14 protein-coding genes are annotated in these 13,508 nt (G+C 64.0%); 9 read left to right on the forward strand and 5 right to left on the reverse strand.

Going from position 1 to position 13,508, the window contains the following annotated elements:
* Window positions 1–207: 207 nt before the first annotated feature.
* Entirely contained in the window at window positions 208–471 is a 264-nt protein-coding gene (locus KBY74_RS10705) for a hypothetical protein (RefSeq protein WP_254942691.1), read from the reverse strand.
* 172 nt (window positions 472–643) lie between these two features.
* On the opposite strand from KBY74_RS10705, the gene KBY74_RS10710 reads away from it, so the two are divergent.
* The 5 genes from KBY74_RS10710 to KBY74_RS10730 all read left to right on the forward strand — a co-directional run bounded on the left by KBY74_RS10710 (window position 644) and on the right by KBY74_RS10730 (window position 4,838).
* Window positions 644–1,318 carry a DoxX family protein gene (locus KBY74_RS10710; RefSeq protein WP_254942692.1) on the forward strand — a complete coding sequence of 225 codons (675 nt, stop codon included), beginning with the start codon at window positions 644–646 and terminating at the stop codon, window positions 1,316–1,318.
* Window positions 1,319–1,483: 165 nt separating this feature from the next.
* Entirely contained in the window at window positions 1,484–2,176 is a 693-nt protein-coding gene (locus KBY74_RS10715; protein WP_254942693.1) for a hypothetical protein, read from the forward strand.
* Window positions 2,177–2,782: 606 nt separating this feature from the next.
* On the forward strand, window positions 2,783–4,072 hold the full coding sequence (locus KBY74_RS10720; protein ID WP_396123177.1) for a cytochrome P450: 1,290 nt from the start codon (window positions 2,783–2,785) through the stop codon (window positions 4,070–4,072).
* Between the two features lie 226 nt (window positions 4,073–4,298).
* Entirely contained in the window at window positions 4,299–4,523 is a 225-nt protein-coding gene (locus tag KBY74_RS10725; RefSeq protein ID WP_254931581.1) for a hypothetical protein, read from the forward strand.
* A gap of 93 nt (window positions 4,524–4,616) precedes the next feature.
* Complete coding sequence (locus KBY74_RS10730) at window positions 4,617–4,838, forward strand: hypothetical protein (RefSeq protein ID WP_254942694.1); 222 nt, start codon at window positions 4,617–4,619, stop codon at window positions 4,836–4,838.
* A 128-nt stretch (window positions 4,839–4,966) separates the two neighbouring features.
* Here the strand turns inward: KBY74_RS10730 and KBY74_RS10735 are convergent, their stop codons facing one another.
* The 3 genes from KBY74_RS10735 to KBY74_RS10745 are packed head-to-tail and all read right to left on the reverse strand — an operon-like array spanning window position 4,967 to window position 9,767.
* Complete coding sequence (locus KBY74_RS10735; RefSeq protein ID WP_254942695.1) at window positions 4,967–6,040, reverse strand: DMT family transporter; 1,074 nt, start codon at window positions 6,038–6,040, stop codon at window positions 4,967–4,969.
* Window positions 6,037–9,147 carry an efflux RND transporter permease subunit gene (locus KBY74_RS10740; protein WP_254942696.1) on the reverse strand — a complete coding sequence of 1,037 codons (3,111 nt, stop codon included), beginning with the start codon at window positions 9,145–9,147 and terminating at the stop codon, window positions 6,037–6,039. Before KBY74_RS10740 ends, KBY74_RS10735 begins: the two co-directional genes overlap by 4 nt.
* A 41-nt stretch (window positions 9,148–9,188) precedes the next feature.
* Complete coding sequence (locus KBY74_RS10745) at window positions 9,189–9,767, reverse strand: hypothetical protein (RefSeq protein ID WP_254942697.1); 579 nt, start codon at window positions 9,765–9,767, stop codon at window positions 9,189–9,191.
* 120 nt (window positions 9,768–9,887) lie between these two features.
* On the opposite strand from KBY74_RS10745, the gene rppA reads away from it, so the two are divergent.
* The 4 genes from rppA to KBY74_RS10765 all read left to right on the forward strand — a co-directional run bounded on the left by rppA (window position 9,888) and on the right by KBY74_RS10765 (window position 12,912).
* Window positions 9,888–10,592, forward strand: coding sequence for a two-component system response regulator RppA (gene rppA, locus KBY74_RS10750; protein ID WP_254942703.1), 705 nt, complete (start codon window positions 9,888–9,890; stop codon window positions 10,590–10,592).
* Window positions 10,589–10,900 carry a hypothetical protein gene (locus tag KBY74_RS10755; protein WP_254942698.1) on the forward strand — a complete coding sequence of 104 codons (312 nt, stop codon included), beginning with the start codon at window positions 10,589–10,591 and terminating at the stop codon, window positions 10,898–10,900. Before rppA ends, KBY74_RS10755 begins: the two co-directional genes overlap by 4 nt.
* 43 nt (window positions 10,901–10,943) lie before the next feature.
* A complete protein-coding gene (locus tag KBY74_RS10760; protein WP_254942699.1) occupies window positions 10,944–11,990 on the forward strand; it encodes a cell wall metabolism sensor histidine kinase WalK in 1,047 nt (348 codons plus the stop codon).
* 346 nt (window positions 11,991–12,336) lie between these two features.
* Window positions 12,337–12,912: a DUF305 domain-containing protein gene (locus KBY74_RS10765; protein WP_254942700.1), complete on the forward strand. Its 576-nt coding sequence runs from the start codon at window positions 12,337–12,339 to the stop codon at window positions 12,910–12,912.
* Here KBY74_RS10765 and KBY74_RS10770 read toward each other — a convergent pair.
* Complete coding sequence (locus KBY74_RS10770) at window positions 12,901–13,302, reverse strand: MerR family transcriptional regulator (protein WP_254942701.1); 402 nt, start codon at window positions 13,300–13,302, stop codon at window positions 12,901–12,903. The genes KBY74_RS10765 and KBY74_RS10770 overlap by 12 nt on opposite strands.
* Between the last annotated feature and the right edge of the window lie 206 nt (window positions 13,303–13,508).

Genomic DNA, 13,508 nt, shown 5'->3' on the forward strand with positions numbered 1-13,508 from the left:
AGAGATGTGATCCGAGTGTTTATGCTGCATCTTCCTATTTCAAGAACAATTTATATATCCACGCTGCAAATAGTCTTAAGCTAAAAAGGGCCTGTGCAAGCTTCAATTCTGGCGGCTAGCCGCACAATTGAGCCGTTTGGCTTTCAGCGCTGATGGGCGGGCGATCCAGCCGGAACAACTGGAAATGCCCCTCCTGTCGACTTGTCGTCAGGCAGAAAGGGCCAGGGAGGATCGGCGCCTTGGCCCGAGCGGCTCGGTCCACTCGTTCAGCACCTGGAGCTGCAGATGTGGCTGCGGTGCGACCCGGCAGCCCAGCTGGATCTCCCCTTGATCGAGCAGGCGGCCCAGCCGCTGCATCGCGGCCTGCTCAGTCCTGGCGAAGTGATCTTGCTGGCTCAGCAGCCAGTCGATCTCCGATTGGGTGATAACCCCGGAGCTCAGGCTCTCAAGGAACAGCTCGCCAGTGGTCATCGGTTTGTAACGAACTAGTTACATCCTGGCGGCCTGGCGGAGCCTCCGTGAGGCCTGGGGCACCGAGTCGCCGCCCGGAAGCTCTGCCATTACAGGGCTGGGATGGATGTCCGCGGCGCTTCACGTTCCTTAATGAAGCTTGCCATGATTTTTGAAAACGACCTCCCGCCCCATGTCCACGTACACCCTGCTCGAACTGTTCGGCGGCTTCATGGCCGCCTGTGTCGCCCTTTGGTTCATCTCGATGAACAGGTTCGTCGCGATTGACATTCCTGCCTCCAGGTCTGCACCTCTGGCTGGGCTAGTAGCAGCAGTGGCGCCTGCCGTCCGCGCCTACCTGCAGCGCCCAGGTTTGCTGGCTTCCGTCGGTCTGCTGCTGCTGCGCCTGAGCATCGGCGGACTGATGATTCACCACGGCCAAGAGAAGCTCGCCGATCCCCAGCAGTTCGCCAACACCTATGTGGCCTCGCTGCACCTGCCCTTCCCGCTGTTCTTCGCCTACGCCGCCGGCTTCTCGGAGCTGATCGGCAGCTGGCTGGTGATTCTCGGCCTGCTTACGCCCGTGGGTGCCTTGGCCCTCAGCGGCACGATGACGGTGGCGGCCTATCAGCACATCTCCACTGCCGGATTCAACATCTATGTGCTTGAGCTGGTGGTCCTCTATCTTGGCGGCAGCCTCGCCCTGCTGTTCAACGGCCCCGGTCGCTTCTCCTTCGATGCCGGCATCGTGCCGGTCGTGCTCGACGACCTCAGCGCGACCAATGACTTTGAGCCTGCTTTCTCCTCACTGGACGCTGGCGAGCTGCGCGCCATCCCGGTGACCGTCAACTCCAACGCCCGCGGATGAGCGGGCGTGTTGCTTTTGCCTTCTTCCTCTTGACTCACCTCCCTCGATCAACAGGGACCGAGTCGGTAGGGGCAAATTGCTGGAAGCATCCTTGGCTTTTGCTTGCTCCCTGCAACGTTTGATTATTTGGCTAACCAGCTATTGCCCTCACTCCCGGCTATCGCCATGAACCCACCGCTGATCTTTGTGGTGGCCCCTGCACCACAGCTGCCTGATTCCACCTCGACTCTTGAGGTTCTGCAGCAAGCGCAGGCCGCAGGGCCCTCCACTGGTTTCGCTCTGCGGATCTTCAACCGGGGCGCTGAGCATCCCGATCTGGGGCTGCTTCCCCTCGATGGTCGTCTTACCGGGGAGCAACGCCGCAGCAGTGATGGCACTCAGTTGCTCTGCGCCGCCCTAGTGGTTCGGATCGAACCCCGGCACCACTGGCTCGGTGTCTACCAGGGCGATCCGGAGGACCCAACCTGCCTGCGGTGCCTCGATCGCGTGGCGCTCAGCGAGCTGAGCAACGCCACCTGCTGGTTTTACCCCACCCACGACGGCACCTTCCTGAGCTGGGAGCGTGGCCTGCACCTCACCTTGAAGCCGGGCTCGATCGTCGATTGTCCTGAGGAGCTGAGTTCTGCGCCCTACGACCGCAGCCTGATCTCCGTGCTCTGGAGCCTGCTGGGCGATGACGCCAGCCTCACTTGTGTGGGGCTGACCTACGGCGGCCAACGCCTCGTATGGCCGTCGCAAGCGATTAGCTCCGATCCGATGGCGACCTGGGGTCGGTTCAAGGTCGACAACCAGGCCGACCACAGCCTTGTGGTGGAGGACTGCCTAACGGTCTTCCCAGCTCCGCCGTTAGCGGCCTGATGCCTCCGGGCCGCCCAGTGACCAACAGATCGATCAGCGCAGGCTGCTGTATGCCTATCACTTGCCTGAAATGGAGCACCGACGGCGAACTTTCAGCTTTTAATCTCCACTTAGTCCTAGGCCGATTGGCGCGGGTAGATCAGCATTTCGCCGCTATCTGGGGGAACAATCTGGATCTCGAACCAAGTCCTTCGATCAGCTGAACGCCATTGTCAGGTGCGGATCAGCCCAAGCCCCATCACCCGCAAATCCTGGCTGGCCCGCGCTGCAGGGATCGCTGCCTCTCGCCGGGCCTCCGCTGCCGTGAAGGATTGCAGCGTTAGCAGGCCGGAATGACTGCGGGCCTTAAGGATTGCTTTAGGTTTGGGCCGTGCTGGAGCTGCCGGTGGTTCAATCCTTTTCGCTTCTCGCCGCCACCGGTCTGGCAGGGCTGGCCCTGGTGAGCCTCTGCATCGCCTTCCTCTTCTGAGCATCCTGTTTTTCTGAACCGCTGCGTGTCTGTGGCGGCGCGGTGCCGGCTGTGATCCGACATCCTTGGCGCTATTCCAGCTGACGTTGGTGCCCCTCGATCCCGCCACCCTCCAGCCCCTGCCGAGCACGCCAGCGCTGAGCGGAGTGCTCGAGACCCTTGCCTTCTTTCGCGATCCTGATTTCGCCCGCTCCCGCTTCGAGCGCTACGGGGATGTGTACGAAACCAGCCTGCTGGGGCAACGGACCGTATTCATTCGCGGCGGTCAGGCGATCGGCGACCTGTTTGCCCAGGGCGATGCGGTTCAGGGCTGGTGGCCCGACAGTGTGCGTGAGCTGCTGGGGCCCCTGTCGTTGGCGAACCGCAACGGCGCCGACCACAAAGCCCGCCGCCGGGTGGTGGGCCAGCTGTTCGCCTCTGCTGCCCTCAAGCGCTACAGCCCGACGATCGTGGCGCTGGTCAAAGAGCTCAGCCAGGAGCTGCTCGCTTCAGACGCGCCGGTGGCCCTGGTGCCAAAGCTGCGGCGTTTTGCCTTCAGCGTGATTGCGAGCACGGTGCTGGGGCTTGACCCCATCGATCGCGAAGCCCTGTTCGTGGATTTTGAAACCTGGTGCCAGGGTCTCTTCTCACTTCCCCTGGCGTTGCCCGGCAGCCCCTACGCCCGTGCCCGCCAAGCCCGCCAACGTCTGCTCAAGCGCCTAGGCGCTGTGCTCAAGAAGGCGCAGGCCGCCATGGCTTCTGGAGCACCCATCGCCGCTGGCGGCCTTGATCTGCTGGCCGGTGGCCTGGATGAAGCCGGTCTCCCCTTGGGCGACGACGACGTGGCGGAGCAGCTTCTGCTGCTGCTGTTTGCCGGCTACGAAACCACCGCCTCCGCCCTGAGCTGTCTGCTTCTGACCCTGCTGCAACACCCAGCCGAGCTGGACTGGCTAAGGGAGGAACTCGACGTCTTGCCGTGGCCGCCTGAGGAGGGGGCGGCTGGGAGCGTCACCGACGCCACGCGGGCGCCGCGGCTCGATGCGGTCGTGAAGGAGGTGATGCGGCTGACCCCGCCGGTGGGTGGTTTCTTCCGCCGCACCCGGGAGCCGATTGCCCTGGCGGGTGTACTGGTACCAGCCGATCGGGTGGTGCAGGTGAGCATCGCTGCCAGCCAGCGCCATGGGGCCGATACGGAGGATCTGGCAATCTTCCGGCCGCAGCGACATTTGGACGGTGACACCACGGTTACCTTGCTGCCGTATGGAGGTGGTGAGCGGGTGTGCCTGGGCAAGGCGCTTGCGGAGCTGGAGATCCGGCTGCTGGCGGTGGGGCTGCTCAAACAGGTGACCTTGGCGCTGGAGGCGGATCAGGACCTGACGCTCAGGGTCATTCCTAGCCCCTCGCCGACGGATGGCCTGCTAGTTCGCGCTCGTTCCACAGCCAGCTAAGCCTCCAGCCTCATCAGCACAGGGGACTCGGATGGGAACCGTGCTGCTTCTCAAGCCCCTCTGCCGATTTTCCGCAGCCACATCGGCGGGGACTGCAGGCCAGGCGCTGCTGCGAGTCTCCGCTGTTCAGTTCAAAACTTGAGGGATTGGATTCATGGGATTGCGGCAAAGTGGCCAGCAGTTAACAATTCTTTGCACTAGGTTTACGGCAAGAGCTTTCCACCCCTTGAACGACCTCCTGGCTGCTGTCTACCTGATCTTCTTTGCGCTCATCGCCGGTGGAGCTTTTGCCTTGATGAGTCAGAACCTACGCGGCTCCGCTTCTCTTGCATCCCAAAGAAGTGGCGGCAAGCCAAGGCGCCATCCCGAGGCTCCCGAGCCCGGTGACGAGGTCCTCTACGTCGACTTCAGCCGGGAGCGGCTGGAGGAGCTTTATCAACAGGCGTCGTAAGCCATCAGCTCACTACAAAACTCCTGCAGCCGATCCGGCGCTAGGGCGGCAGCGCTAGAGGCAATCAACTAGCAGCACCTCGCTGTGGAGCTGGTGAGGTTGAATCACATCCACCGGCGCACGGCCCATGTGTTCCGGACCGAGCTGTCGGTGCCGCTAAAGCAGCTGCAGCTGCTGGAGGGCCAAGACATGGCCCTCGTCAGCGCTGAGGAATTGTTGGTTGGAGCAATCTGGATCGACCGCCTGGGCTGCCATCGACCACTGACCGATGGATTGTTGGAGGTGATGCAGCACGTGCTCACCAGACAGGGGTAAATACAGCAAAGCCCAGTGCGTTGGCCCCGGGCATTTGCCTGCTCAGCCGTGATGCCAGATCCTGGCTTCGACAAAAAAAGGACACAACCAAATCTTGCCGCGATTGAAGGTCACGTCCGACTCTGAGTTCAGTGCCGATGCCGATGGTGGGCGTCGCTCACGTGCGGATGGCCATGCTCCAGCTCCCGATGGCGGTGCTCATGGGCATGCCAGAAGGGGTGCTCGCTGGGCAGACCCTTCAACTCTTCCGGGGTGTGATCGTGCTCGTGGTGAGGATCGCCACTGCTGGGATCGTGGCGATGGCGATGGGCATGAAGCAGCGGTTCGTGGCGATGCCTGTGGCTGTGCTGCTCGAGCAGCAGCAGCACCACTCCGGAGCCCATCAGCCCCGTCGCCAGCAGCAAGGGTGCGGAGAGGGATTCCCGCAGAACGACAACCGAAAACAGTGCCCCTACGAACGGAGCGGTGGAGAACAGCACGGCTTCACGGGCGGCTCCTAGGTCGCGTAGGGCCAGAAGATCCAGCCAGATCGAGATGCCGTAGCCCAGGGCGCCGATGCCAAGCAGCGCCAGGGTGAGCGGCAGTGGCGGGAAGGCATGCCCCAGCAGCAAGGCCAACACCAGCATGGGCAGTGACGCCCCCGCCGCCTTGGCGGTGGCGATCTGGATGGGATCGCGCAGGCTCAGGCGCTGGCTGAGGTTGTTGTCGATGCCCCAGGCGAGGGTGGCCAGGGCGAGCAGGGCGCCGCCGAGGGCATTGGCTCCGCTGAGTGATCCCTGCGAAAGCACCACAGCACCAACGATCGTGAGAAGAGCCGAAGCCAGGCCCCGTCGGCCCAGGTGCTCACGCCCCAGCAGCACGGCGATGGCCAGGGTGAACACGGACTCGAGGTTGAGCAGCAGCGAACTGGTGGCAGCCGGCAAGCGGGCCAAACCCAGCACGAGCGCGACTGGACCCACCACGCCACCCAGCAAGGTGAGCGCGGCAAGGGCCGGCCAGTCTTCACGGCGGATCGGGGTTTCCGCCCGGTTACCGCGAACCAACCGCACCGCCAGCAAGCCCAGGGTGGCGCCGGCGTAGAGCAGCCCGGCGATGCTCAGGGCCGAGCCCGAGCCGGTGAGGGTGCTGATCAGCGGCGCGCTGCAGCCGAACAGCACGGCTGCACCGAGGCCGGCTAACTGCCCTGGACGCTCTGTTCTCATGCTTCAGAGATAGCCCTGGGCAGCAACCAGCGGCCGAAACGGGCGTAGAGCGCAGGGAGAACCAACAGGGTCAGCAGGGTGGAGGTAATCAGACCACCCAGCACCACGATCGCCAGGGGCTGCAGGATCTCGTTTCCGGCCCCAAAGGCCAAAGCCAGGGGCAGCGTGCCGAGGGCAGAGGTGAGGGCCGTCATCAAGATCGCATTGAGGCGCTGCAGGCTGCCAGCGCGGATCACCTCCTTGAGCTCCATGCCTTCCGCATGGCGGCGGTTGTAGTTGTCAACCAGCAGCAGGCCATTGCGGACCGCCACACCGAACAGGGTGATGAAGCCGATCAAGGAGGCCACCGAGAGAACCCCTCCGGTGAGCAGGATGGCCACCAGACCCCCGACTAGAGCCAGCGGCAGGTTGATCAGGATCGCGAGCGTGGCCGGTAGTGATTTCACTGCCACGAACATCAATACGGCGATCACAACCATGGCCAACAGGCTGTAGAGCAGCAGGTTGGTGGTGGCCCGCTCCTCCGACTCAAACTGGCCGCCGTAGCGGATCAGATAGCCGCTTGGCAGTTTGATCTTGCTGTCGATGGTGTTCTGAATGTCGGCGACAACCGTGCCCAGCGGCCGACCACTGACGTTGGTGGACACCACGATCAACCGCGATACGTCCTCCCGGTTGACCACATTGGCGCCCAGGCCGTAGTCGATGCGGGCCAGGCTTCCCAGCGGCAGCATGGTGCCTGCGGGGGTAGCGATCGGTAGAGCTCGCAGGGCATCGAGATTGTTGCGGGAGTCTTCGGGGAGCATCACCACCACATCGGTGCGGTCGGTGCCGTCGCTCACCACCTGGCCCACCGTCTTGCCGTTCAGGGCGATCTCCACCGCATCGGCGAGCTGCTGCATCGTCAGCCCGTTGGCCGTGGCGGCCTTGCGATCGAAGGCAATCTGCACCTGCTGGATCGGCAACTGGGGTTCGAGCTGCAGATCCACCACTCCCTGGATCGGCTCAATCGCATCGCGCACCTGCTCGCCGATCCTGCGCAGCTCCGCCAGATCGGGGCCGTAGATCTTGATGGCGATCGCACTGCGGACTCCTGAGAGCACCTCATCCATCCGGTGGGAGATGAAACCGCCGATGTTCGGAGCCACTCCGGGCAGCTTCAGGAAGGCGTTGCGTAGTTCGGCAATGGCAGTAGGGCGATCCTTCATCGCCTCGTCGCTCAATTCCACATCCACATGGGCCAGGTTCACGCCTGCTCCATCGGCATCACCAGGGGCCCGGCCGGTTCGCACCTGCACCCACTCGAACAAAGGGCTGGCCTTGAGGGTGTTGGACAACGCCAGCCCAGCGCGGTTGGTCATCTCCAAGGACACTCCGGGATAGAGCACCATCGAGTTCACCAAAGATTTCTCACGAAACTCCGGTAGAAACACCCGCCCGAGGCTCGGCAAGATGGCACAGGCCACCACAACGAATGCCAGAGCAGCGGCCAGTACCCGCTTGGGCGACAGCAGCGAGAACTCCAGCAAGGGCCTGTAGGCCCGCTCCGCCCAGGTGGCCACCCAGGTGTTCTCGGCTGGAAGGCGTGTGTTCGCCAGCAGGATGGCGCAGAGCGCTGGCGTGAGCGTGAGCGCCACCAGGCTGGACGCCGCGATCGAGAACAGGTAGGCCAGACCCATCGGCGCAAAGATCCGCCCTTCCACTCCCGAGAGGCTGAAGATCGGGGCGAACACCACCACGATGATCACGGAGGACAGGAGCACCGGCTGGCGTACCTCCACGGAGGTTTCGAACACCACCTGCAGGGGATTTCTGGGCTGGGCGGCCACCTGGTTGCGGCGCAGCCCGGAGTAGCAGTTCTCCATGTCGACGATGGCGTCGTCGACCACCGAGCCGATCGCCACCACCAGACCACCGAGGGTCATGGTGTTGATCTCCAGCCCGAAGGCGCGCATCAACATCAGCCCGATCACGAGCGACAGGGGGATGGCGCTGAGGGTGATCACGGCGGTTCGCCAGTTCATCAGAAACAGCACCATCACCACGGACACGATCAGGATCCCTTCGATCAGGGACGCACTGACGTTCTTGATGGCCGTGTCAATGAAATTGGCCTGCCGGAAGGTGCGCGTCACCTCAATGTCACCCGGCAGAGTCTTGCTGAGGGCGGCGATCCGGGCCTCCACCTCACGGGTCACCCTTGGCGTGTCGATGTCGGGCTGTTTGTTGATCATCAGCACCACCGCCGGCTTGCCGTTGAAGCTGCCATCACCGCGCTTCAGGGCACTGGCCAGCCGCACCTCGGCAACATCACCGATCCGCAGCGCCTGGCCTTGGCTGTTGGTCACCACGGAATCAGCGAGATCCTCACGACTGCCCGCCTGGCCGCTGGCGCGGATCAGCTTCTCCTGCCCGCCGGCGATCAGAAAACCGCCCGGGGCATTGGCACTGGCGGCCGTTGCCGCCTCAGCCACGGCCTGCAACGACACCTGGCGGGCCTGAAGTCGCTGAGAATCGATCTGAATCTGCTGCTGGGCCTCCTCACCGCCATAAAGGGTCACCTGGGAGACACCGGGAACTTCCAGGATCTGGTTGTTGAAGGTGGTGGCGACGATCCGGCGCAACTGCATCGGCGTCGTGGGGCCGCCGCCCTCCAGGGTGAAGGCGTACTGCAGGATCGTGCCCAGGGGAGAGACGAGGGGTGAGATTGCCGGGGAGCTGGCTTGGGCAGGCAGCTCTGCCTCGATCTGTTGCAGGCGTTCCGCCACCGATTGCCGCGCCCGATTGATGTCGGCGCTCTGATCGAAGACCACCTGAACCATCGAGAGACCCACCTTCGAGGAGGAGCGCACCGTTTCCACACCCGGCAGGCCATTGACGGCCGATTCGATCGGCACGGTGATGCGCTGTTCCACCTCTTCTGGTGCCAGACCATCGGCTGTGGTCTGCACATCCACCTGGGGAGGGGCGAACTGGGGAAAGACATCCAGGGGCATCCGGCTGAGGATCGACAGGCCCCAAAGAGTGATCAGCACGGCGGCCACAACCACTAGCCAGCGCCTGGCGATGGACGTGCGCAGTGTCTGGTTGAGCAGGCGTTCCAGCATGGGAAAGGCTTGGGAGGCGGAGAGCGCGCAAGGATCGAGGGTTAGTTCTTCTTGCCAAGCCGGGAGACCACAACCCCAGCACCAAGGACGATCACCACAGCACCGGCCCCGATCACCAGGCGGTTGAGGCCTCCGGCGGCCGAGGGCGCGGCCGCGGCTGGGGTGGCTGGGGCATCAGAAGCAGCGGCAGGGGTTGCCCCGTTGGCGGCCACGGCGCTCTGGCTCTTTTTCGATTCGGCGTAGAGCGAGAGGGCTCCCTGGGTCACCACCTCGTCTCCAGGCGCGATACTGCCGTCGGTGATGGTGATCTGATCGCCTTGGCTGGCGCCGGTCTGGAGGAACACCGGGTCGTAGGTGGTGCCGCTTTTCACGAAGGCCAGGGGCTTGCCATCCGCATCCACCACCGCAGCGACCGGTATGGAGACCACGCCGCCGGCTTCCGTGGCAGGAGCGGTGGTGATCCCCAGCATGGAATCAATCTCGGCGCTGGCCTTCACCTGGCGCACGTTCCCCTGCTGCTGAAACTCATCGCCATGACCCACGTGGGCCACGGCCGGGCTTAACCCACCAAGGGCCAGGGTTCCGAGGCTGAGGCCGCCGGCCAGAAGAAGAGCGCGCATGCTGCTGCTGCCGCAGGGGCAGGACAAGAACCCGCGGAGGATGCCGGAGTTGCGATGAAAAACAGGTGAAATCGCCTGCGCTCCTTAGCATCTGCCGGCCAGGACCGAAACCTGATGCCGCTGCGCATCCTGCTGGTGGAAGACGAGGAGGATTTGGCCACCGCAATCCAGGCGGTGTTGCAGCGCCAGGGCCATGTGGTGGACCACTGCGCCGATGGACTAGCGGGCTGGACGTTGCTCAGCGGTGAGCTAGCTCGTTACGACCTGGCGATCGTCGACTGGATGCTGCCGGGGCTGACCGGCCCTGAGCTCTGCCGGCGCGCCCGCGGCTCAGGCCTCACACTGCCGCTGCTGCTCCTCACTGCCCGCGCCCAGACCTCCGATCGGGTGGAGGGCCTCGACGCCGGCGCCGACGACTATCTGAGCAAGCCCTTTGCCATAGAGGAGTTGCTGGCTCGCCTCCGGGCATTGCAACGTCGCCATCCGGGCTATCGCGAGCCCCTGCTGGAAGCTGGCCGCTACCGGCTTGATCCCGCCAAGGGCCAGCTGCTCGTGAGCACCAGCATCGGTGTTGTGTCCGTGGACCTCTCAGTCAAGGAGCAGCAGTTGATGGCCTATTTCCTGGAACACCCGGATCAGATCATCCCGGGATCACGCCTGCGCAATCAGCTTTGGGACTTACACCAGGACCCCGTGAGCAATGTGGTTGCCGCCCAGGTGCGACTGCTGCGGCGCAAGCTGGCGGGCCAGGGGCTGCCCTCGCCGATCGAAACGGTGCCATCCAAGGGCTACCGCTTCCATCCCCAGCTGCCGCCAGAGGCATGACCACGCCCCGTCCTATGGCGCCGACCCTGCTCTGGCGTGCACGGCTGCGGTTGGCAGGTCTGTCCTTGCTGGTGATGGGTGCCATCCTCTATGCATCCGGATTTGTGATGGCGCGGCTGCTGCTGCACGAGCAGGAAACGGCGATCAAGCGGGAGCTGCAAACCCTCGCCGGCACGCTGCACGACAGCCTCAAACCCACCTTGCCGCCGGTGCCCCAGCCCACGGCCGCCCTCAGCCTTGTGTTGCCAGGGTTGTGCGTGGTGGGCGAGCGGTGTGCGGAACCCGATCCACGCGGTCAGCGCCACTGATCCTTCTCGCTTTCAGCTGCGGATCCTCAACCCCCGGGGCGCCTTGATCGCCACTTCGCCAGGGGCTCCTCAGTTGGGTTCTGGTGTGCCGCATACGGGTTTGCTGCAACACCAGGGGAGCGATGGGTCCAGGCAACTCACCTACACGATCCACCTGCACCGCTCCCATGGCAGCACCCAGCAGGACTGGGGCTACCTGCAGATCAGTCGCAGCCTGGTGGACCTCGATGCCGAGGCCCAACGGTTGTGGTGGTGGGGCCATGGGGTCTTCGTTCTGGCGATGGCTGGAATGGCACTGGCCAGCTGGTGGCTGGCGGGCCTGGCGATGGCTCCCCTGCTGGAGGCTTACCGCCGGCAGGAACAGTTCAGTGCCGATGTCGCCCATGAGCTGCGCACACCATTGGCCAATCTGCTGGCTCTCCTGGAGGCCGAACGGGATGCCCTGCACCGCTTGCCCGGGCAAGCTCCGGCAGGGCGGTTCAGCACTGGGCGGCCTGCGGCAGAAGCCCCTTCGGCGACGGGCCTGGATCGAATGCTTAACCAGGGCCGCCGGTTGCAACAACTGGTCGCCGATCTGCTGCTGCTCGCCAGCCTGGAGCAGCCCACCAACGGCAGCCACCGGCGACTCTGCAACCTCGCGGAGATCTGCGCGGATGTGTTGGAGGACTTCAGCGAAGCAGCCGCAGCAGCGGCGGTGACCCTGCAAGCGGCGATCGAGGTGGGCGACGCCACCGTTTTGGGGGTGGAATCGGAGCTGAGCCGCCTCCTGATCAACCTGCTAAGCAATGCCCTGCAGCACAGCCCGCCTGGCGGCACGGTCCTGGTGGGTCTGCAGCGACACGGCAGGGAGATCCAGTTGTTCGTGCAGGACAGCGGTTCTGGTATCCCAGCGGAGGCGCAGGGCCTGATCTTTGAGCGCTTCCATCGCCTCGATCCCGCCCGCAGCCGTCAGCAAGGGGGCACGGGATTGGGATTGGCGATCGCTCAGGCGATCACCCGACGCCATGGCGGGGTGATCCGCGTGGAGTCGACACCGGGACACGGCGCGACGTTTTCGCTGCGGCTTTCTGCTGTCAGGCGTTTGCCCTGATCCGGTACGGCCTCTCGGCTGACCAAGTGGCTCGATGCAGACACTTCAGCCTCATCAGCCCAAATGGAGCTCTGCGCCCCGTCCATCACCACTGCCAGCCTGCGTGGAGGCTCGGTTTCGCCAGCGGTCCTGAGTCTCTTGTGCTGCATCGGAGCGTCCTGCCGCCCAATCCGGCCAAAATGAAATCAGCAGCTCAAAGGAGGTGCCCATGGCTCGGTTTCTGAATCGTTGCGGCGCAGGCAGCCGAAGTTCGTTGAAAGCCATCGCCCAAGCGGCAGCAGCCTGGCTGGTTCTGGCGAGCTGCGTTCAGGCGGAATCCAGCGCCCCTAGTGCTGGATCCGGAACCTTGGCTCCATCCACCGCGATGCCCTCTGGTAGTGGCAGGGGCGGCATGCCGATGGGTCAACGTTCAGTCGATGCCCGTTTCATCGTGATGATGATCCCCCACCACGACGGGGCGATCGCGATGGCGGAGCTGGCCCTGCAGCGCTCCAAGCGACCGGAGATCCGCGCGCTGGCGGAGAAGATCCGCACCAGTCAGAGCCAGGAGAATTCCCAGATGCGTCAGTGGTATCGCCAGTGGTACGGAACTGACGTGCCTGCCTGGGGCATCGGGGCCGTGCACGGGATGGGGATGAGCCCTGGCATGGGCATGGGCGGTGGGATGGGTATGGGCTTGGGCATGCCCGGCATGGGCACCAGCTTGGAAGCCCTCAAGAGTGCGCCCGACTTCGATCGCACCTTCATCGAGCAGATGATTCCGCACCACCGCATGGGCGTGATGATGGCTTCTCACGCCGAAGGGAACACCCAACACCCGCAGCTGCGCGAGTTGAAGGCGGCGATGGTGCGGGTACAGAGCCAGGAGATCGAGCAAATGGCCCAGTGGTACCGGCAGTGGTTCGGTGGCTCAGGCAGCTGAGCCCTTGCGGCCGCCGCAGTCCTGCCAGCGGCTGAGCAGATCTTCGAGTTCGCTTTGCAGGTCGCGCAAGGCGGCGATCTTATGAACGATCTCACCTGCCTTGGTGCGGATCGTGTCCTGAAGTGTCGTGCAGGTGCACACTCCCGAGCGTCGCGACTCCAGGATCTGGAGTACGTCCTGCAGCGGGATGTCCATCGCTTTGAGGGTGCGGATCAGGGCCAGCTCCGCAAACACCTCATCGCCAAACAACCGGTAGCCGCCCTCACTACGGCTGATGGGATGGATCAGCTCTTCATCGCAGTAGAAGCGAATCGTCTTCACGGTGAGGCCGGAATGCCGAGCCACCTCACCGATCTTCATGGGGGCAGCCATCACCACTTGACTCTCCACCTACAGGAGGCTGCATCGTATAGATACGTCATCGCCAAGGCCCGCAATGCGATCGCCTCTTCTTGCCGCTGCGGCACTGGTTGCCCTTATGGCTCCAGTGGCCCAGGCGCAGATGGATCCCCATCAGCACCACCGGATGATGGCCCCGGCGCCATCGACTGGGGCGGCTCCGGTCGCAGCACCGATGGATCACAGCGCCCACAATC

The organism is Cyanobium sp. A1C-AMD, assembly GCF_024346495.1.
GTDB classification, from domain to species: domain Bacteria; phylum Cyanobacteriota; class Cyanobacteriia; order PCC-6307; family Cyanobiaceae; genus Cyanobium_A; species Cyanobium_A usitatum.